General features: G+C 49.8%; 14 protein-coding genes. 3 read left to right on the forward strand and 11 right to left on the reverse strand.

The window, feature by feature from the left end; all coding sequences use genetic code 11:
- Positions 1–62 precede the first annotated feature (62 nt).
- Positions 63–2159, forward strand: coding sequence for a 3-hydroxyacyl-CoA dehydrogenase NAD-binding domain-containing protein (locus AC566Q_RS23525; protein WP_499611868.1), 2097 nt, complete (start codon positions 63–65; stop codon positions 2157–2159).
- A 442-nt stretch (positions 2160–2601) separates the two neighbouring features.
- On the opposite strand, the gene AC566Q_RS23530 is transcribed toward AC566Q_RS23525, so the two are convergent.
- Positions 2602–3619 (reverse strand): IS630 family transposase gene (locus tag AC566Q_RS23530; RefSeq protein WP_105932858.1). Its coding sequence is split into 2 segments (ribosomal slippage): positions 2602–3174 and positions 3176–3619, totalling 1017 coding nucleotides; the frame shifts between segments, so codons are not numbered across the junction.
- Positions 3620–3688: 69 nt separating this feature from the next.
- On the opposite strand from AC566Q_RS23530, the gene katG reads away from it, so the two are divergent.
- Positions 3689–5803, forward strand: a complete 2115-nt coding sequence (gene katG / locus AC566Q_RS23535) for a catalase/peroxidase HPI (RefSeq protein WP_499611870.1) — start codon at positions 3689–3691, stop codon at positions 5801–5803.
- 277 nt (positions 5804–6080) lie between these two features.
- Here katG and AC566Q_RS23540 read toward each other — a convergent pair whose 3' ends face one another.
- From AC566Q_RS23540 to hcaB, 9 genes are read right to left on the reverse strand one after another with little or no spacing between them, the layout of a single operon-like run.
- Positions 6081–7484, reverse strand: coding sequence for an outer membrane lipoprotein-sorting protein (locus AC566Q_RS23540; RefSeq protein ID WP_499611872.1), 1404 nt, complete (start codon positions 7482–7484; stop codon positions 6081–6083).
- A 49-nt stretch (positions 7485–7533) separates the two neighbouring features.
- Positions 7534–9465 (reverse strand): DUF1302 family protein, encoded by a 1932-nt coding sequence (locus tag AC566Q_RS23545; protein ID WP_499611873.1) that lies wholly within the window; start codon positions 9463–9465, stop codon positions 7534–7536.
- A 40-nt stretch (positions 9466–9505) separates the two neighbouring features.
- Positions 9506–11833, reverse strand: a complete 2328-nt coding sequence (locus AC566Q_RS23550; protein WP_499611875.1) for an efflux RND transporter permease subunit — start codon at positions 11831–11833, stop codon at positions 9506–9508.
- A gap of 49 nt (positions 11834–11882) precedes the next feature.
- Complete coding sequence (locus tag AC566Q_RS23555; protein WP_499611878.1) at positions 11883–12980, reverse strand: YCF48-related protein; 1098 nt, start codon at positions 12978–12980, stop codon at positions 11883–11885.
- Positions 12973–13188, reverse strand: coding sequence for a hypothetical protein (locus tag AC566Q_RS23560; protein WP_499611880.1), 216 nt, complete (start codon positions 13186–13188; stop codon positions 12973–12975). The genes AC566Q_RS23555 and AC566Q_RS23560 overlap by 8 nt, the downstream gene beginning before the upstream one ends.
- Before the next feature lie 40 nt (positions 13189–13228).
- Positions 13229–13990 carry an HpcH/HpaI aldolase family protein gene (locus AC566Q_RS23565; RefSeq protein ID WP_499611882.1) on the reverse strand — a complete coding sequence of 254 codons (762 nt, stop codon included), beginning with the start codon at positions 13988–13990 and terminating at the stop codon, positions 13229–13231.
- Between the two features lie 12 nt (positions 13991–14002).
- Positions 14003–14809 carry a 2-oxo-hept-4-ene-1,7-dioate hydratase gene (gene hpaH, locus AC566Q_RS23570; protein ID WP_499611884.1) on the reverse strand — a complete coding sequence of 269 codons (807 nt, stop codon included), beginning with the start codon at positions 14807–14809 and terminating at the stop codon, positions 14003–14005.
- Positions 14810–14820: 11 nt separating this feature from the next.
- Complete coding sequence (locus AC566Q_RS23575; protein ID WP_499611887.1) at positions 14821–15669, reverse strand: alpha/beta fold hydrolase; 849 nt, start codon at positions 15667–15669, stop codon at positions 14821–14823.
- 37 nt (positions 15670–15706) lie between these two features.
- A complete protein-coding gene (gene hcaB / locus AC566Q_RS23580; RefSeq protein ID WP_499611889.1) occupies positions 15707–16522 on the reverse strand; it encodes a 3-(cis-5,6-dihydroxycyclohexa-1,3-dien-1-yl)propanoate dehydrogenase in 816 nt (271 codons plus the stop codon).
- Between the two features lie 520 nt (positions 16523–17042).
- On the opposite strand from hcaB, the gene bphC reads away from it, so the two are divergent.
- Positions 17043–17945 carry a biphenyl-2,3-diol 1,2-dioxygenase gene (bphC, locus tag AC566Q_RS23585; RefSeq protein WP_499611891.1) on the forward strand — a complete coding sequence of 301 codons (903 nt, stop codon included), beginning with the start codon at positions 17043–17045 and terminating at the stop codon, positions 17943–17945.
- 146 nt (positions 17946–18091) lie between these two features.
- On the opposite strand, the gene AC566Q_RS23590 is transcribed toward bphC, so the two are convergent.
- Positions 18092–21253: an efflux RND transporter permease subunit gene (locus AC566Q_RS23590; protein WP_499611893.1), complete on the reverse strand. Its 3162-nt coding sequence runs from the start codon at positions 21251–21253 to the stop codon at positions 18092–18094.
- Between the last annotated feature and the right edge of the window lie 7 nt (positions 21254–21260).

Raw genomic sequence — 21260 nt, forward strand, 5'->3', positions numbered from 1 at the left:
ATCCAGATAATTTAGACATGTTCAGAGCGCCTGAGCAACACATTGAGAGAAATGGTCCATATATGTCAAAAGTAGAATACAGAGTGCATGATGGCGTTGCCATCCTGACGATTAATAATCCGCCGGTCAACGGACTTGGCCAACCTATTCGGGCTGGTCTTGTTGAGGCTATTGAACAAGCACAACAGGATCCTGCCGCCACAGCTGTGATCATCACCAGTGAGGGCCGCTTGTTCTGTGCTGGTGCCGATATTCGCGAGCACGGAGCCACCCCGCAGGAACCCCTGCTACCTGCCGTGCTACTGCGTATCGAACAAGCTGTTAAACCGGTCATTGCCGCGATATTTGGCGTTGCAGCCGGTGGTGGTTTGGAAGTCGCATTGGCCTGCCATGGGCGAGTTGCGGCATCAGGCACACGGGTTGGCCTGCCGGAAGTCACCTTGGGTATCGTGCCGGGAGCCGGCGGTACGCAACGTTTACCTCGCCTGATCGGTGCCGAAAAAGCCCTTGAGATGATCACCCAGGGTAAATTAATGCCGGTTGAAACCCAATCCGGCAATAGTTTAATCGACAAGATTGTGCCTTATGAAGAATTACTCGACACCGCCATTTCCTTTGCGAAAGCGCAAGCCGCACTACCCCATGCGCCACGCAGAACCAGCGACCTGCCAGTCACCGGCGATAAACAAGCGTTACTGGCGTATCAGGATCGCATGAAAGGCCGCTGGCGAGGGCTGGAAGCGCCCTTTATTGCCGTAGAGCTGGTGATTGACAGCCTGGATAGGCCCTTTGATGAAGGCGCAAAGAATGAGCGTAACGCCTTTTTGCAACTGCAAGTTTCAGATCAGGCTAAAGCCTTGCGACATGCTTTTTTCGCAGAGCACGATGCGGCAAAAACGCCCACTGACATTCCCAAAACCGCGCCATTGCCGATTAAACACGCCGGTGTTATCGGCGCTGGTACCATGGGCGGCGGCATAGCAATGAATTTTCTGAATATCGGCACACCCGTGGTGCTCATCGATAATAATCGCGAAGCACTGGACCGTGGTATGGCGGTGATCCGTAAAAATTACCAACGCACTGTTGATAAAGGACGCCTATCCAGCGCCGATATGGAAAAACGCCTGGCCCTGTTGCAAGGCAGTATCAGTTATGATGCCTTGGCCGATGTTGATATTGTGATTGAAGCCATTGTCGAAAACATGGCAATAAAAAAACAGGTATTTAGCCAACTTGATCAGATCTGCAAACCCTCAGCGATACTGGCTACCAACACCTCTACACTTGATATCAATGATATTGCGGCGGCGACAAACCGCCCGGAAAACGTGGTGGGTACCCACTTTTTCTCGCCCGCCAACGTCATGAAGCTGATGGAAAACGTGCGTGGCGAAAACACCTCGCCGCAGACCATTGCCACAGTGATGCAACTGGGCAAGGATCTCGCAAAAGTGCCAGTTATGGTGGGGGTCTGTTTTGGATTTGTCGGCAACCGTATGCTCTATGCCTACACCCGCCAGGCCAACTTTCTGATTGAAGAAGGGGCCACACCGCAACAGGTCGACCGGGTGATTTATGAGTTTGGTTTTCCGATGGGCCCTTTTCAAATGGCCGACCTTGCCGGTATCGATATTGGCTATAACAACCGTCAGGCCAACCGCGATATCATCGCGCCCGAGGGGATGCGCGGCTTTACCGTTGCTGACCGCCTGGCCGAACTGGGTCGTTATGGTCAAAAAAGTGGCATCGGCTGGTATATCTACGATGAGCAACGGCGGCGCGGCGCGCTTAATCCTGAAGCTGAAACCATTATACAGGAAGTCATGGCCAGGCAGGGCTTCGCTCCCCGCACGTTCACTGACCAGGAAATTCTTGAACGCTGTCTGTTTCCATTGATCAATGAAGGTGCCAAAATACTGCAGGAAGGCATCGCCCGCCGGGCCTCAGATATTGATGTCATCTGGACTCAAGGCTACGGGTTCCCGCGCTACCGAGGCGGTCCGATGTTCTGGGCCGATCAGATTGGCCTCAACCATGTTCTCGCTGGTATGCGCAAACTCCATGACGAGGTGGGCCAATGGTGTCGCCCTGCACCACTGCTTGAAACCCTGGTCAAGGAAAACCGCACCTTTGCCCAATGGTCAAACAAAGCCTGACTCGTTTGTATATAGAGATTACTCCCAAGATGCGGCCATTGCTGGCCGCATTGCTATCCCTGACTGCAACAATATCCCCATCGCATTGATCCAAATTAAGCGGTCTAACGTGTAATTGATTGCACGAGTGTATATTCTGGAGAATAATGTACCAATCGTTACTAAATTGCAGTTTCCTGCCATATTCTCATAAAACCCCAGCGATAGCCATCCTGGCATGGAGGAATGAATTCCCTCGTACCAAGGCTTACGTTGACTGAAAATAATGAATGGCACAATCTGTTTTTATCACAATGTAAATTAACGATTTTCAACTAAGATTTACTACTGCGATAGGTATAAACAAAGGAAAAATCATGACAAACGAAAGCAATCAGGTGTCAAAATGCCCGGTATTGCACGGCGCAATGACCGCAACCGGTAAGAGTAATACCATTCCATCTTAATATTTGGTCAGTAATGCCCAGTCTCTCGAACACATATTCATGATTCGCTTAGTGTCATCGACGAAATCGTTCCAAGCTGTGGTACATGCATCAACGATATCTTCGTATCCCTGGAAGCATCTGTTCGCTAAATGATGTTGCCGTATCCAACTCCACACCTGCTCTATGGGATTCAGTTCAGGAGAATAGGGTGGCAGTTTCATAATTGTCAGGTTTTCAAAGTCATCGGCTATATCATCGGTATGCCAACCAGCACCATCCATCACCACCACGGCATGGCGCCCCGGTTTTGTTTTCTGTGAGATTTGCATCAGGTGTTGACGCATGATGTCTTTGCTCACATAGGGCGAAATGAACGCTTCGGTGTCGCCAGTAGCTGGACATACCGCGCCAAACAAATGTGCATATTCAAATTGCTGTTGCTTCACAACTCGTGGGCGACTTCCCGTTGGGGCCCAAATGCGCGTTGTCGTGTTTTGCTGGCCAAAACGAGCTTCGTCCTGGAACCAAACATCTATGCGATCCAAGGCGAGATGCCCCGGAGTGTTAAGGATCGTTTCCAGTAGGAAGTTTTTTATATGCATCCTGGACGCCTGTTTGTTGTTTAGGATGTCGAGAACGACTCGTTATCCAACTAAACCCCAACGATTTTAACAGCTTATAGATTGCATTATGATGGTAGGTAACGCCAAATGTTTGCTCAATATAGGCTAAAATACTTTCCCCGGTAAGCCTACCTCCTTCATGTTTATCCTGGCTATGCTCTTCGATGTATGAACAGAGCGTTTGCTTTTGCCGTTCTGTGAGGTAGCAAGTTCGACCTTTTGCCTTTTTGGATTCCAGACCTTCAAGGCCATTGGTAAGGTAATTGGATACCCACAGATTCACACTTGTCCTACTGACTTTGAGTATTTCAGCGATATAAGTGCGGCTCTTGCCGTCAAGAAAATGAGAAAGGGCTAAGAAGCGTATACGCTTCCGACTATCTTTTTCAGATTTTGAAAGGGCGAGCAATTGCTCTGATGTATATTTCAAACTAAATGGACTCAGGAATGTAATGTGGCAATTAGATCACAAATCTAGATGGAATGGTATAATACCGACTGGTGGCCGGAATCCATTAACCTGGATATTTTGCATCAGCATGACAGCAAAACCAATCCGATGGATGCCAACTTTAATTATCGTGAAGCGGCGAACTCTCTGGATTTTGCGGCTCTCAAAAAAGACATGCACGCGTTGATGACTGACTCGCAGCAGTGGTGGCCAGCTGACTGGGGTCACTATGGCGGGCTGATGATCCGCATGGCATGGCACTCAGCAGGCTCCTATCGTATTGCTGATGGCCGGGGAGGTGCAGCAACCGGTAACCAACGTTTTGCGCCACTTAACTCCTGGCCGGATAATGTTAACCTGGATAAAGCACGCCGACTACTATGGCCGATTAAGAAAAAATATGGCAATAAAATTAGCTGGGCGGATCTGATCATTCTGGCTGGCACGATTGCTTATGAAAATATGGGCCTGAAGACCTATGGCTTTGCCTTTGGACGCGAAGACATCTGGCATCCAGAAAAAGACACCTACTGGGGCGCTGAAAAAGAATGGCTGGCGCCAAGCGATAGTCGCTATGGTGATATGAGTAATCCGGCGACCATGGAAAACCCGCTGGCGGCGGTGCAGATGGGGTTAATTTACGTCAACCCGGAGGGCGTTAACGGTACGCCTGATCCGCTTAAAACCGCTAAGCAGGTTCGTGAAACCTTCGCCAGGATGGCAATGAACGACGAAGAAACTGTCGCCTTAACGGCTGGCGGCCACACCGTAGGAAAAACTCACGGTAATGGTAAAGCAGAAAATTTAGGACCGGATCCGGAAGCTGCCGATGTGCAGGAACAGGGCCTTGGCTGGATCAACCATACTAGTCGAGGAATCGGCAGAGATACCGTCACCAGTGGAATTGAAGGCGCGTGGACCACACACCCAACCCAGTGGGACAATGGTTATTTTTACCTGTTATTTACCTACGATTGGGAGCTGACCAAGTCACCGGCTGGCGCATGGCAATGGGAGCCAGTCAATATAAAAGAAGAAGATAAGCCAGTGGATGTGGAAGATCCCGGCATACGCCTCAACCCTATCATGACCGATGCTGACATGGCCATGATCAAAGATCCGGTATATCGCGAAATTTCTGAGCGTTTTTATAATGATCCGCAGTATTTCTCCGAAGTATTTGCCAGAGCCTGGTTTAAACTTACCCACCGGGACATGGGCCCCAAAGTACGTTATATCGGTCCCGATGCGCCAGTGGACGACTTGATCTGGCAAGATCCTATTCCAGCAGGGGCCACTAGCTATAACATCGAAAGTCTGAAAAACAGTATTGCCGCGTCAGGGTTGTCGGTGGGTGAACTGGTAACAACCGCCTGGGACAGTGCCCGCACCTTCAGACAGTCTGATTTACGCGGTGGCGCTAATGGTGCGCGTATTCGCCTTGTGCCACAAAAAGACTGGGTAGGAAATGAACCTGAACGTTTAAACAAGGTGCTCGGCATATTAACGCCGCTGGCACAACAAGCAGGTGCCAGCCTGGCTGACACCATCGTACTAGCCGGTAATGTGGGCCTGGAAAAAGCCATTGAGGCGGCGGGTTACTCGATACCAGTGCCCTTCTCACCTGGTCGCGGAGATGCCACGGATGAGATGACAGATGCGGAATCATTTGAACCGCTTGAGCCAGTCGCCGACGGTTTCAGAAACTGGTTGAAGCAAGACTATATCGTAAAAGCAGAAGAGTTATTGCTTGATCGCGCTCAACTGATGGGCCTTACCGCAGCGCAAATGGTTGTGCTCATTGGCGGTATGCGGGTGCTCGACACCAACTATGGTAACCAGACACTTGGTCAGTTTACCGATAACCTGGGCGCGCTGACTAACGATTTCTTTGTTCATCTTACGGATATGCGATATTCCTGGAAGCCGCAGGCTGATGGTACCTACGCCATAGTTGAACGCCGCTCTGGCGAGCAAAAGTGGTCTGCCAGTCGGGTGGATTTGGTGTTTGGTTCCAACTCTATTTTACGCTCTTACGCCGAAGTTTACGCTCAGGATGACAATCAGGAAAAGTTTATCAGCGACTTTGTAAACGCCTGGACCAAAGTCATGGAGGCTGATCGCTTTGATCTGCAAGACTAGACGTTGGGCGTCGTGAAACTCACACTTACACGGTATATTAGCCTGGCTGCAACTGCGCCAGGCTATACTCAAAAATAACAAAGCCCTCGCCGTTGCAGACTGTGAATACGATTGACGGCCATTAGCTGCTTTGGAATGATGGGCTTTTATCAATTCCATCAGTTGAGACCACGCATAAGATCCTATTCAAAGGGGCGAACAAGTGGCAGTCTACTGAACTGCCACTTTCCTCAACATACACAAAAAATAATTATTCACTGTTCTGTTCAATGCGAATTTATCGTCGGTCGCGAAGTTTATCCACGTCAAACAATGCTGCGTTATTTCTGGCTGCGGCATCCCAGTTTGATGAAATCGATAACATCGAATGACGTTTGGAAATCAGGTTAGGAATAATCACCGTGCGCCATTGAGCCCGCCCAGTATCAGGCTGCCACCAACGCGAATCTTCAAATATACGCCACAGGTTGCCTCGGCGATCATACATTTCCAGTGACTGCGAATAATACAGCTCTTTGTCAACAAAAATACGCTTTTTAGAATATTGATAGGTATTGGTTTTATCAATCACATCATAGACCCAGACAGGGCGCAGTTCGAGATCTACGATGCCGCTAAATGCACACCGGTCGTCATCCATGCGGAAAGGATCATACGCCGCACCCACCTCAGGGGCTGCCAGTACAAAGCCTTCTTTAACCATGTTGTATTCAAATTGGCGTTTGTCGGTTTTGGTCCAGTGGCTGCGCCACTCATCCCAGGTCAACTCCAAAGACGGGGCAATAGGATCCTGACCATTGGTACCGGTTAATGTACGTGTACGGCGCAGGGTAGGGATAAACAGTTTAAAATCATCCGCCTTGTCTGCATCGGCATAACGAAGACGCACCGCCGCCAGACCCCGCACATCTCGAGGCGATGACAGAAATAACGAGCCGGCTTCTGACACCCCTTCAAATCCAGGCACATTGCCAAGTGGCTCAGCCCCAACCCGACCAGCCATTTTACGCCACCAGAGGTTGCCTTTGTAGGCACGTTCCACTTCGTTATCGGAGTTACAACCGGTCATTTCGATGGGATCGAAAGCCAGATCCTCGGTACCAACACCATGCGCATTAAACAACCAGTTCAACTGATCACCGTTTTTCGGATCAATAAACGGCAGACCCGACGATGTCAGCACACCATTTTGACCATTTTTGTCGATTAGCTCACCCTTTTCATTAATGGTAAACGGATCGGCCCCCAGCGCTTTGGTCGCCTCAAGCATCGGCCCTTGCATGTAATAATGGGTGGTGGGAACAATGCGTATCCCTTCAACCCCCATCCATTCGCTGCTGAGTCTATCAATCCAGAACTTCGGCAAGTAATCCGCCAGCCAGGGAAACGACGCCATGTTATCTTTGGTAATGATCAAGCCGGGCGTCAGTTCAGCCGGTAAATCAGCCCCTTCAATTAATGATGTTGCAGTGTAGCCTCTAAAATCCGCCCACCGCTGCTCAAGTGCTCGTGTTTCATCATTGTCGAGTATCTCTGCCCACGCTTTGTGTCCGGGCAACCCGGTGTCGGCGGCAAATTGTTTCCAGCGCTCAATATAATCACTTTCTGCGTTGGCAAAATTGGCTACCGCTAACAAGCCGATAGCCCCCGTAATCGCTTTCTTTAAATAGGTAAATTTCATTATTTTCTCCTGCAATGGAATTCAGGGTTTTTGGCGTATTGGTGTACCACTAAAACTGATATGTGAGGGACAGCTCAACATAATCTGACTTGCGGTACAGACCCAATAAACCTTGTTCTGGATCACTGCTAAAGTACCCTAACTCTAAGCGTGCCAATAACTGATTGGCGAACATCGAATAATCGATACGCTGACGGTAAGCCACTCCACCTTTACTCAGATCCAGCAGAAGCAAACCATCAAGGATCAACTTGTCATTGAATAATCCTATTGTATAAGTTTGCGACATGTACTGTTGATTCATTTCCACCTCGGTCAGTGCGTAAGGTGCCTGAAAGAGCAATCCATCCGCATCCTCGGTGTGAATATTGAAAAACTGGGTGGTCATAAAAATAGAGCTACGCTGGCTTTCCCATCCAGGGATCCAGACATTGTAATCAAGGCCAACCATCAACGAGATCTGGTCGCGCTCGCCAACCGTATCTTCCTGGGTGGTAATAAGTGCTGGTGTGCCCACCGACACGTCACCAGGCACAAACGGATTGGCAATCGTCCCTTTGTTAAAGGCCTTATCGAACTCATACGAAGCTTCTACACGCATTACCGGTGAGACATTTTTCGGACCGAATCTCCATTTAGCCATATCTCTGGTAAACGAGAATCCGAGGGTTTTTTGCCTGTACGTGTAATCGAGGTCAAAATCTGCGGTGATCGAACACGCTGCACCACCACCGGCAGGATTAAGCAGATCCATACAACCAAATGGCAGTAACGGGAAATCACCTGGTGCAGCTGTGCCGCCAGCAAGCGCCTGAATAAAGTCGACATACTGACCCGGCGCATGCACAGCACCAATAGTCGTGGCTAAATCAAGCGGCACATTCACTACATTCTCTGCATTCGGATCATTTAAAAATGTTCCTATATGCAATGTTGAACCGGTGTTGACAACGATCGGCAAATCCTGAAAGCCATAAAAGCCATTAATGGTACCCTGACCGCCCAATACATCAAATTTCAATCGAAAACCAAACTCAGAGTCTTCCCAATCTTTGGTTTCACGCTCCGATAAGCGAGCCCCCAGCAACGGCAAACCAAAACCTGATTCACCATCAATCAGAGCAGGAAACGGCAAACCAAATGGTCCACCCGACGCACTGCGGCTAGGCGTAGGGTTATTAACAATAAATTCTGAATGCCTGACAAAAGGCGTGTAAATTAGCTCCAGGGAGGATTTTTCTAGCCCTATGGCGTCAAACATCCCCCCCATATTCAAGGCATCGAGATCCAGTGACAGTGCAGCGCTCCATTGCGTAATACGCAACTCTTCCGGATCGGTAAAAAAGGTGCGCAGACGCAGATCCTGAGGATTGACAATATCCAACAGTCGCAAGCCATCAGATTGCCCCCAACCACGTTGAAATTTGCCGAGTTTAAACGATATATTACCAGCGTCATCGGTGAAACTTACTGACAGTTCACGAATGACATCTTTTTCAAAATCATCGAGTAGTACATTATCACTGCCATCATTACCAAAAGGCTCAGGCAACATGAGTGAGCCATTTTCGGTTAACAGAAAATCAAATCGGTCGAGAAACGGTGGAGCCTTGGTAAAATCCTGTAAACCAGGGCCGATATGCTCGCCGTCGTCCAATTGATAAAACCAGTCGCCGCGCAGCCAAAAATCAGAAATCACGGTGACATTTCTGGAGGGCGTCCATTCCATTTGCAACTCAGCAATGAATTGCGACGGCCCCCAACCACTGTCATCACCATAGGTATCGTAATAAACGCCTGTGCCCTGTTTAAGGCGACCGCCTATCCATACCTCATCCGGTAAGTCCAAAAACTCGGTCAAGGTTTCAGCCTCAGCAGGCAAGCTAACCGCGCCTCCACCTAACGCTGCCGCTGTCACGGCGACAGCGAGGAAATTGCCCTGATCCCTGATTGCACTTGTCAACTTATTCAGCTTTCTCATTATAGTTTCATCCTCAATCATGTTTATGATTCGCCCCACCTCAGCATGGAGTTAGCACTTTACGCTTATCTTCTTTTTGGAATGAAAAGCCACGTGGCTTTAAAAAGCCAATTGCTGTTGGCACGACTGTCAAAGCACCGATCATGTTAAACATCAATATGATCGCTAATAAAACGCCCATCTCAGCCTGGAACCGGATCGGTGACAGGAAGTACCAGGGCAAGAGTGGCAACACCATTGTCATTGCCGTTACTATCACAGCGACGCCAGATGTATTAAAGGCGCGCATAGCCGCTTCTTTAAATACAACGCCATGATTCATCTCATCACGGATGCGATCCGCCATGTAGATACTGTAATCAACGCCCCTGCCCAGGCCGAGTGCGGCAAGCGGAAGCGTATTCAAATTCATCCCCACGTCCATAATGGTCATGACACTCATGGTGATAAAATGCGAGGTCGTCAGAACAAAAATAATCACCACGGCAATGGCCGGGGAGCGATAGAGCAACAACAAATTAACGGCAATAACAATAATGATAGCGATTAACAGTTGGTTCTCTTTTTCGGCGATTTCATCGTTACTGGCCTTAATAAGACCAATTTGTCCACCTGCGAACTGAACCTTTGGCTCGTCATCATCAAACACATATTGAGCAAGAAAATCGTTACCGGCATCGTTCAACGCATTGACCGTTTCCGCACTATGCTCACGGGCAAAAATAGACAACTTGCCGATACTCCATTCAGGGTTGGTGTAGGCCGCAAAATCACCGGGCTCACCACCGGAACGGAACATGTAAATATTGAAACCAATTTCGTCGGTCGTATCCGGGATGATCTGATACGACGGATCGCCCTCCCACAGCACCATATTGATATTCTTTACAATCGGCACCAGGCTCTGTGCGCGGGTTGCCGATAACACCCGTTCATAGATGTGACGGTCAAATGCCTCAATCTGATGATACACACGGGGGTCAAGCATGGTTTCGCCGTCGCCTGAAAAATAGGCCTGCATGACATCCGTCCCCACCCGATTAAAGTTGGAATTAATGGTGTTAACATCCACGTTATAGCGCGAGTCCTGCCACAGGATCGGACTACCGACGGCATCACCGATTTTGAGGTCCTTAGACACCACGTAGCCACCAACCAGCGCAACCACGAACAGGGGAGCAAACACGTACCGGGAAGATTTCAACCCAAAAATCATGCCCAGAAACGACTGCGCAGGCAGATGGGTACGGTAATTGGTCGGGCGTGGTAACAACGCCATCAGGGCCGCGGCAACAATGAGCCCAGGCGTCAGTGAGAGCAACCAAAACGTACAGATCACGGCCAGTGACTGAATGCTGGGTATGGTCACCAGCGCAAGTACCGTGAACCCAGCCGCATCAGTGATAACTGCAGCCGTGCTAGGATAAAGCAGTCTTTCCAGACCTATTTTTACTGCTTCAGGCATACTCACGTTATCTGATAATTCATCAAACACGCGGGACACAAATTGCACCGAATGAGATAACACCGTTGCAAATACAAAAAAGGGGAGCAGCAGTAGCAGTGGATCAAGGTTGTACTTTACAAAGCCGATAACACCAAAGCCCCAGATGGTAACGGTGAAGGCAACCACCATGGGGATAGCCACCCCGACCCAACTGCGAAAATACAGATACAACACCACGCCAATCGCCAGCACAGATGCCGCAAACACCAGTAACATCTGCGGCAGATTTTTCTTCACCATGCCTAACAGAATTGGGCGGCCAACTATCGCCAAATCAATATTTTCAACGTCGTAACGGTCGCGAATTTCATCCACAAAATCAATGAGTTGCCGAGTGTCGACGGCATGTTCAAACTCGGCTGACAACAACATTGAGCGCTCATCCAGCGAGACTAATGAACCCAGAAACTGGCTTTGCACCAAGGCCTGAAATTTAACCAGATCGGCTTCCGTTTTAGGCACTTCTGGCCACATTAACGGATTGACCACTATCTGCCCTTCTCCGCCTGACACTGCGCGAGTTTTACGCAGGTTAGCGGCTTCGAACAAGGGCTGAACATTCGACTCATGAAAGAAAAACTCATCAGATATGGCCCGATAATTTTCAAGAAACTCAGTGTTATAAATCGTCCCCTCACGATTCGTAACTTTAACCAGTACCGTGTTCACACCGCCAAACTGACCACTAAATTCCTTGTAAAGCTCAACATTGTGGTGTTTGGAAGGCAGCATATCCTCCATCACAACACGCAAAGACAATCCGGTCACACCGAAATACCCGGCTATGGCAGTCGTTAACCCCGCAACCAGTAAAATAAACCGCGGGTAGGACACCACCATTTTTGCTATAGATTTGATCATACAACCTTTCCAATAACCTTCTTTTTGTAACTGACGGGTTAAAATAAACCTACCATCTGACAAGTGAATTTGACGTGCCGGAAGTAACATTCAAGCCGACAACAGAACCATTTGCCCCGACAATCACCCATTCATCCGAACTTGGGCGAGCAACCGCGCCGCCATACCAAATGTAGTCTGGTGTACTTTCGGGTAGCGACATCAAAGACATGTCGCCTTGCGGATCTATTTTGTATAAGACGCCCTGACCTGCGGCCACAACAGCACCCTTAGCGTCACTATTAACAGTAAACAAATGTGCAGAGATAACTGACGGGAGAAGTGAAATACGCGCCGGTGCCGCCTGTTCGCGATTAACGGCGCCATCAGCAACAGGGTCAACTGGTGGTGAAATCCTGACAACATTGCCTCCCAGGCCCACGGCCCAACCAACGCCTTGCGCAACGGTGACATCAACAAAGGTAACATTCAGTTGCCCTGGAGAAAGGATAGTCCATTGATCGCCGCCATTAACTGTCTCTGCAATCACACCAAACTCACCAACCACATACAGATGCCCTGCGCTCGACGATGCAATACCATTCAGGCGAGGCAGATCTCGTCCGGTAAAATTCGACAAGGTTTGTTTGGTCCACAACTGCCCACCATTGACGGTATGCAGAATAGTCGCCTCATGACCAATAACCCAGCCTTCTTGCTTACTAACAAAATGCACATCCCGCAGATAGATCCCCGGTTCCTCATGCATCACGCGCCACGAAGCTCCACCATCTTGCGTTTTGAGAATACGTCCCCGACTGCTCACCGCCCAGCCGGTCTGTTCATCAAGAAAGTCGATCCTGCGAATGAGATCGTTAACCGGCAGAGCATGATGCGTCCAGGTCTGTCCGCCGTTATCGGTGTGCAGCAAGGTGCCGTAATAGCCTGCTACCCAACCAACCTGATCAGAAACAAAGTCCACCGCAAACAGATTGTCAGGTACCAGCCGCGCAACACCGCTGGACAGGCTATGGATATTAGCGGCACCTGTAGGTGGATTATCGGTATCCTTGGCAACAGCACTCGCTCCCAAACAGGTAAATAGAACAACCGTGCTTAAAACAAAATAGATGACACCGATAACCATGAATTTGCTATGCTTATACATACTGGTATCCATTATAGGTGGTTAAAAAGTCACCCGGCTTGGGTAATTGCGATTCATGCGCCACAAATATCCAGCAACGCGCAAATATCTGGCGCAGCTCCGCTTCGTAAATATCTTGATCCCAGTAAACTCTGCGCGACAACCAGCCTTGATCAATATCCATCAGCTCGTCATAGTCACGTTTTCGGGTTAAATCGATTAAATTCATTGTTTAATTCCTCGTAGAATAAATAGTCGCAACAGAAACCCTAGGGGTTAACCTTGAAAGTGGTTGCGAGCAAACGCGTTTGCGCCGCAAGCATCTGTGCATCTAAACCAACACCAACCATCACGGCACCTTGTTCCAGACAGCGGCGAGCCAGTGCCTCGTCCCGTGTCTGAATGCCCGCCGCTTTTCCGGCTAACTGTATCCGCTTGATCGCATCCATGATTGCGTTCTGTACCTCTTCGTGAGCGGGATTACCCAAATGACCAAGCGACGAGGATAAGTCCGCCGGGCCGACAAGTAGTCCGTCGATCCCCTCGACAGCTGCAATTGCTTCAAGATTAACCAGGGATAACTTCGTTTCGAGCTGAACGATGATGGCGATTTCATCGTTAGCAACGTTGAGATAATCACTTCTGCCACCCCACAAGTGGGCTCGCGCTCCGCCAATTCCGCGAGTTCCCATCGGGGGATAGCGACAAGCCTGAACAATGGCCTGAGCCTGGTGCGCGGTCTCGACCATGGGCACCAGAATGCTTTTAACCCCCAAATCGAGATACTGTTTTATAACGGTCTGATCGGCACACGGCACCCTGGCAATAGCATGTGTGGCAGGATGACAACCGATAGCCCGCAATTGCCCCAAGATACTGTGCGGCGTTTGCGGCGTGTGCTCGCCGTCAATTAACAACCAGTCAAAACCTGCACAGGCGCAAATTTCGGCGGTTGTGGTGTCACCAATAGATAACCAGAAGCCGATTTGCGGAATGCCTTGTTGAATGGCTTGTTTAAAACTATTCGTCATAACCTTATTCGCTTAATCAAAATGGATATTTACGCAACCAAGCGGACCATAATCGGCACAAAACTGATCACCCGAGGCGGCTTCGACAATCCGTGTAAACGAACCGGCCAGCACGATCTCACCCGCCGCCAGATGTTCATCCCAGGCACTGAGTTTATGCGCCAGCCAGGCAATACCATTGGCGGGATGATTCAGCACACCAGCACCCAGCCCGGTCTCTTCTACCACCCCGTTTTTGTACAGAATTGCCCCCAACCACCGCAGATCAAATGCCTCCGGGCGGAAAGGCTTAGACCCCAGCACGATACCGCCGTTGGCGGCGTTATCGGCTATGGTGTCCAGTACCCGGCGTTGCGCATTGGTTTGTGGGTCGAGCCGTTGAATGCGGGCATCGATAATTTCAAACGCCGGCACAATCCAGTCGGTAGCGTTGAGCACATCGAAAATCGTGACATGTGGTCCCTTTAGTGGCGCTTTTAAAATAAAAGCCAGTTCAACCTCTACCCAGGGTTTAATAAAACGCCCCTCGGGAATACGCGCACCATCGCTAAACTGCATATCGTCGAGCAAAACACCGTGATCAGGCTCGCTGATATTGGCAATTTTTTGCATCGCACGAGACGTCAACCCGATCTTGCGCCCAATCACTCGTCGCCCTTCAGCTAACTTGAGTTGCATCCAGGCACGCTGAATTTCATAACTGTCGGCAAATTCAATTTCGGGGTAACGCTGAGAAAACTGGCGGATCTGAACCCCGCTTTTCTCCGCCTCCTGCAGCTCTGCTGCAAGTGCGCGAATGACGTCTGGTGCTAATGCCATAACCGTGTTCGTCAGCCTCTAAGAAAATGCGAACGCATCAGTGGCAGCATGGCATCCCAGCGTTGGATCTGGGCCCAGTGACCGCAGCGATCCAGCACATGCAGATCAGCCCGCTGTAAATGTTCCAGCAGGTACATACTGGCTTCCAGTGGTACGATCCGGTCAAATCGGCCATGCACCAGCGCAAATTCGTGGGGCATACGTGACAGCGCTGTCGGTGGCACAACCAGCGCATCCATGCCGGTTTTCATCGACTCAAACATAACTTCCTGGACGCGTCTGACTTCTGGATCGGTCGCCACTTTGAAGCGTTGCTCAATGATTTCATCCAAGTTTTTGAGTGCCGACGGATCGTATACAAAGCTGGTGATCAACTCTCTGTAGCGCGGTAATCGAGGATCGGCATAAAACGCAAGAAGCCTTGCCATTTCGGGGGTTCTGCTCATTTTAGCCCCGGCCGGTCCCATCATCATGATCCGTTTAAAGCGTTCAGGGGCCTCAATCAACAGGTGCAATACAACCGCGCCGCCCATGGAATTGCCCACAATATCGGCACTTTCAATACCCAGCGTATCCATTAGGCCCAGTACCTGCAGTACTCGCATACCCATCCACGTCACACTATGGGGCGGTATTGGATCAGGAATTTCACTCTGGCCAAAACCAATCATGTCAGGCGCGATGATATAAAAATCTTTGGCCAGATCCTCAAGGCAGTGTCGCCAGTTAGAAGAAGCAGATGCGCCAGGACCGGCACCATGCATAAGAATAAGCGGCGGATTTTCTGGATTACCAGCTAATAAAACATGACTTTCGTACTGGCCTGAAGGCACTTTTTTCTCAATAATTTCAACAGCCATTCTCTGTCTCATGGTTTATAACAATAGGTTTATCGTTTTAAAGATTTTCACCGCCACGGACGTTGGCGATGCCACGCACCCCCAAACCACCATCCGTATTGATAATCACACCGGTGGTAACTGAAGAATTCTCTTTAGATGCCAATAGCACGTATGGCCCGCAATAATCTTCAGGTTGGGGAGAAACTTGCAAGGGAGTGATATCGGTGAGTAATTCATCCAGCGTGTCGATCTGATTTAGCGACTGGCCATCGGTACCGGTAGCGGATAACCCTCGCAAACCGGTTTTCATACCGCCTGGCGCAACGCCATTAACCCGTACTTTTGGCGCTAATTCGTAAGCAAGCTGGCGAACAATGCCAACCAGCGCGTGCTTAGATGCGGTATAAAGCGGCCCACCGCCACCGGGGTAAAAGCCCGCATTGGAAATGGTAAAAATAATGTTACCTTGAGTTTTTATTAACTCAGGGAGCGCGGCACGGGCACCTAGCACTCCTCCCTTGGCATTAACCGACATCAATTCGTCAAAGGCTTCGGCAAGTTTTGCGCCTTCGTAAGCCGCTAGCGGTTCAAAGAAATCCCAGATACCGGCATTTGCAACAAAGACGTCCAAACGACCAAACGTATCAACCGTTTGTTTAACGGCCCGCTCATTGTCATCATAGCGAGTGACATCGCCAACGATTACGCAGACCTGGTCTTGCAACGTTTCCCGCAATTGTTCGGCGCGTTGTTCATCGGCTTCAAGTACCGCCACTTTGGCACCCTCGGCAAGATAACGTTTTACCAATGACAGACCAAGTCCGGAGCCACCGCCAGTAATTAAAGCAACCGATTCTTTAAGCCATCCCATCGATTTCCCCCTCGCTTATTTTTGTTTAATGTTTGTTTAACTTGTTTATTTATTGTTATTTATTATGTTGATTCGGTTAGCAGTAGGGAACACCCAATCACGCATATGGCATATCACGGCGCTGAATAATAGGTGTTCTTCCATGGGGCTGGCTGCCTTTCTGGTACAAATTTCATACAGTCCAAGCACATAATTGATCAAGGCGCAATGAATGTGGCGTTGCACCAACGCTGAATAGATAGCAACTAACGCCAGGCAGAACGCGTGTAGCGCCTACTCGCAAAACATCCTTTGTTTGCAACTTATATCTTATTCTGTCAGCTACTTATGTAAGATCAGGAGATAAAAATGAACAGCGTGACGATATGCTTTATCACAGATGATAATTATCGATAACGGCGGGGCTTATGGGATTGAGTATAGATCCAAGTTAACATTTACTTTTAAGTAAAACTTATCACCAAAAATACACATTTATTTTACATGTAGTTGTTATTCATCCACAACAAGAGGAATAAAGATGGCTGAAGTAAAAGTCACCGAGCTTGGATATCTCGGTCTCACAGTGAGCGACCCACACGCATGGAAAGATTATGCTGCGAATATTGTCGGTATGGAAATTGTTGATCATGGCGAACCGGATCGTTTTTATTTAAGAATGGATCCTTGGCACCACCGTATTACTTGCCATATTTCAGACCAGGATGATTTGGCTTATGTTGGCTGGAGAGTCGCTGGACGAGAAGAATTTGATGCGATGGCCAGTAAACTGGAGAAGGCTGGCGTGTCTTTTAAAATTGCATCCAAGCAAGAAGCAGCGGAGCGTCATGTACTTGGCCTGATGAAACTGGTCGATCCCGGTGGCAATCCTACCGAGATATTCTGGGGGCCTCATGTAGAAACTTCTCGTCCATTTCATCCTGGTCGCCCATTATTTGGTCGCTTTCTCACTGGCTCAGAGGGCATCGGACATTGCATACTCAAGCAGACAGACGGCGAGGCAGCCTACCGGTTTTACACCTTGTTAGGACTCTCTGGCTCCGTTGAGTATCAACTTGAGATCCCTAATGTAGGCGAAGTTGAACTCACCTTTATGCATTGCAATGAACGCCAACATTCCATTGCCTTTGGCACTGGTCCCATGGAAAAGCGGATAAATCACCTCATGATAGAATACACTGAGCTTGATGATTTAGGCCAGGCCCACGATATTGTGAGAAATGCTGGCATTGATGTTGCGATGCAAATGGGTAAACACTCTAACGACAAGGCCCTTACATTCTATCATGCAAATCCGTCAGGATGGCTTTGGGAACTTGGTTGGGGCGCAGCGAAAACGCCAGCTCAACAGGAGTATTATAAGGGCGATATCTTTGGACACGGAGTAGAAGCCAGCGGTTACGGCCTTGATGTCAAACTCTAACAGAGTGCTTAGAGTGTGCTGATCTTTGCTGTTTACATTTGCACCTTTCGGCCCTCTGAACTCTTTTATACGATAGAAGGCAATACCAGAATAACCCGGCCCATAGACTGTCTTCGACTAGGGCCGGTCGTTCAGTCTTTTGCAATTTAAAAACTATTCGATACTTTAGATATTTCCTTCATTGTTGGGTTACCAAAAAAGAATCGAGTCACCAAAACGAAAAATACGGGCACGAAAAAGATCGCCAAGACAGTGCCTGTAACCGTGCCGAAGAACGTTGCATATCCGATCGCTAGGCGCGCACCCGACCCCGCTCCGCTTGATAGGATCAGCGGGACTACGCCGAGTCCAAAAGCCAAAGAGGTCATCAAAATCGGTCGCAGGCGCAACTCGGCCGATTTGCGTGCCGCCTCCAAGGCACTCTCCCCGAGCGTGTCCATGCGTTCTCGGGCAAACTCAACAATCATGATCCCATTCTTTCCGGTTAAGCCAACCACGGTGAGCAGACCAACCTGAAAATACACCCCATTCGTCTGGCCACCAATCCAGGCTCCAAGCAATGCACCGAGAATGCCAACCGGCATCGCCAAAAGTACCGCAACAGGAATAGTCCAGCTTTCATAGAGTGCTGCAAGACACAGGAATACCGTGGCTAACGCCAGTACATAAAGCACCATGGCACCGGAGCCGGCTTCTTTCTCTTCAAGCGACATACCCGTCCATTGCAGCGAGAAACCCGGTGGCAATTTTGCGCTAAGTTCCTCCATTGCAAGAATGGCTTCACCCGACGAATAGCCATCAGCGGGAGAGCCTTCTATCTTCATTGACGGCATAGCATTGTAACGCGTGACTTGCTGAGGACCGAACACCCATTCCTGTTGAGAAAAGGCAGAGAAATCCACAAAATCGCCGCTGGTATTTTGCACTCGCCATTGAGCAAGATCTTCAGGCGCGGTTCGAGCCGATGGCTCGCCCTGCACATAGACACGTTTTACACGCCCATCATAAAGAAAGTCATTAACATAGGCACTGGACCAGACAGCCTGTAAAAATTCTCCCACGGTTGCCGCCGATACGCCAACAGCCCCGGCCTTACTCCAGTCGATGTTAAGCCGAAACTGCGCGGCATCCTCAACGCCACCGGGACGAACCGAGGTAAGTCGGGAGTCCTGCCCAGCCATGCCAAGCAGTTGATTACGCGTTTGTAACAACTCCTCATGAGTCTGTCCACTCGTTGCCTGAAGATATGCGGTAAAGCCGTTTGAGTTACCCAGTTCCTGCACCGCTGGCGGAACAATAGGAATAACTAATGCCTCACGGATCCCGCCCATCAGCGGGCCAAAGGCACGCCCGGCGATCGCCATAGCAGAATCCTCTGGATTGCTTCGCTCTGACCAATCCCTGAGCTTGACAAAGAGGAGCCCCATGTTTTGTCCCTGTCCGGTAAAGGAAAACCCACGAACAGCGAACACAGAGACGACATTTTCGGCTTCCGCCGAGACGAAGTATTCACGGACCTGTCCCAGCACGCTCTCGGTTTGTTCCGCCGTCGCCCCGGAAGGTAACTGTACCAGAGTCATCAACACACCCTGATCCTCATCAGGCAGGAAGGATGTCGGTGTACGCGCATAGAGCGTCGCCATACCTACCAGGATCAGCCCAAAAACGATCAGCATACGAAACGGACCATCAGTAGCACGGCGAACTCCCCGGGTGTACGCACGTGTCAGACCGCTGAAATTGCGCTCAAACCAGTTGCCGAAACCGGATGCTAACCGCCCAAATTTGCTCTTAGGTGGAGTGTTGGAATGCGGTTTGAGCAAGGTAGCGCATAGTGCTGGTGTGAAGATCAATGCGACCATTACCGAAAGTCCCATGGCAGAGGCGATGGTAATAGCAAACTGCTTGTACATCTGGCCAGTGGAGCCGCCGAAAACGGCCATGGGGACAAACACCGCCGATACAACAATCCCGATGCCAACCAGCGCACCGGAAATCTCGTCCATAGATTTGCGGGTTGCCTCAAGCGGACTAAGCCCTTCGTCATGCATGATTCGCTCAACATTTTCGACGACTACAATGGCATCATCAACCACGAGGCCGATAGCCAGAACCATCGCCAACATGGTTAGCGTGTTTATACTAAAACCAAGCGCAGCAAGGATACCAAATGTCCCCAACAGAATAACCGGTACCGCCAGCGTAGGGATCAGTGTTGCTCGCAAGTTGTGCAGAAACAGCAACATTACCAGAAATACCAGTGCGATAGCCTCAAACAGCGTAGCCACCACCGCCTCGATAGAAAGCAAAACGAAAGGCGTGGTGTCGTAAGGGATAGTATAGCTAACGCCCGCCGGAAACTGACTCGCGAGCTCTGCTACCTTGGCCTTAACCAGATCGGCGGTTTCCAGCGCATTGGCGCCCGAAGCCAGCTGTACCGCCATACCGGTCGAGGGTTGGCCATTAAAAAAGCTGGTGATCTCATAGTTTTCAGTGCCAAGTTCGGCGCGGGCGACATCGCGCAGTAGGACCATCCCGCCGTCGGTATCGGTACGCAGTACGATACGTTCAAAATCCTCAGGGGTTCGTAGTAGCGTTTGCGCCGTGATCGTGGCATTAAGTAACTGACCTTTGGGCGCTGGCATGGCCCCAAAACTACCGGCTGAAATCTGCGCATTCTGCGACCGAATAGCCGCTGTTACCGTCTGTGGTGACAAATTGTAATATTTGAGCTTTTGAGGGTCCAGCCAGATCCTCATCGCGTATTCCGAACCGAAGACCTGAACTTTGCCAACCCCCTTCAGCCTGGACACCGGCTCAACAACGTAGGAATTTAGGTAGTCGGCAAGATCAATCGCACTCCTGGCTCCGTCATCAGAGATCAGTGCGAGCACCATTAAAAATCCGGTAGCCGACTTTTCCACTGTGACCCCTTGACGAGCCACAGCTTCGGGAAGCCCAGCCTCGGCCTGCGCTAATTTGTTCTGTACCTGTACTTGCGCAATATCCGGATCAGTTCCGATAGTGAAGGTTAGCGTGATACTGGCGCTACCCGTCGATGTAGTGGAGGATTCAATGTAGCGCAGTCCATCCAGACCGGTCATCTCTTTCTCGATCACCTGTACTACGGTATCGGCGACCGTTTCAGCTGATGCCCCAGGATAGGTCGCACCAATTACCACCGAAGGGCCGGATATACTGGGATATTGTGATATGGGGAGGCGTAGAATGGACAAGATCCCTAAGCCCATAACGATAATTGCCAGAACCCAGGCAAATATAGGTCTGTTGATAAAAAAACGTGACATAGTGTAG

The organism is Alteromonas sp. H02 (assembly GCF_059682525.1).

Bases quoted from the DNA above. Each gene is read 5' to 3' on its own strand.
- AC566Q_RS23525 (WP_499611868.1), top strand. From the start codon at position 63: ATGTCAAAAGTAGAATACAGAGTGCATGATGGCGTTGCCATCCTGACG.
- katG (WP_499611870.1), top strand. From the start codon at position 3,689: ATGGAATGGTATAATACCGACTGGTGGCCGGAATCCATTAACCTGGAT.
- AC566Q_RS23540 (WP_499611872.1), bottom strand. From the start codon at position 7,484: ATGAAATTTACCTATTTAAAGAAAGCGATTACGGGGGCTATCGGCTTG.
- AC566Q_RS23545 (WP_499611873.1), bottom strand. From the start codon at position 9,465: ATGAGAAAGCTGAATAAGTTGACAAGTGCAATCAGGGATCAGGGCAAT.
- AC566Q_RS23550 (WP_499611875.1), bottom strand. From the start codon at position 11,833: ATGATCAAATCTATAGCAAAAATGGTGGTGTCCTACCCGCGGTTTATT.
- AC566Q_RS23555 (WP_499611878.1), bottom strand. From the start codon at position 12,980: ATGTATAAGCATAGCAAATTCATGGTTATCGGTGTCATCTATTTTGTT.
- AC566Q_RS23560 (WP_499611880.1), bottom strand. From the start codon at position 13,188: ATGAATTTAATCGATTTAACCCGAAAACGTGACTATGACGAGCTGATG.
- AC566Q_RS23565 (WP_499611882.1), bottom strand. From the start codon at position 13,990: ATGACGAATAGTTTTAAACAAGCCATTCAACAAGGCATTCCGCAAATC.
- hpaH (WP_499611884.1), bottom strand. From the start codon at position 14,809: ATGGCATTAGCACCAGACGTCATTCGCGCACTTGCAGCAGAGCTGCAG.
- AC566Q_RS23575 (WP_499611887.1), bottom strand. From the start codon at position 15,669: ATGGCTGTTGAAATTATTGAGAAAAAAGTGCCTTCAGGCCAGTACGAA.
- hcaB (WP_499611889.1), bottom strand. From the start codon at position 16,522: ATGGGATGGCTTAAAGAATCGGTTGCTTTAATTACTGGCGGTGGCTCC.
- bphC (WP_499611891.1), top strand. From the start codon at position 17,043: ATGGCTGAAGTAAAAGTCACCGAGCTTGGATATCTCGGTCTCACAGTG.
- AC566Q_RS23590 (WP_499611893.1), bottom strand. From the start codon at position 21,253: ATGTCACGTTTTTTTATCAACAGACCTATATTTGCCTGGGTTCTGGCA.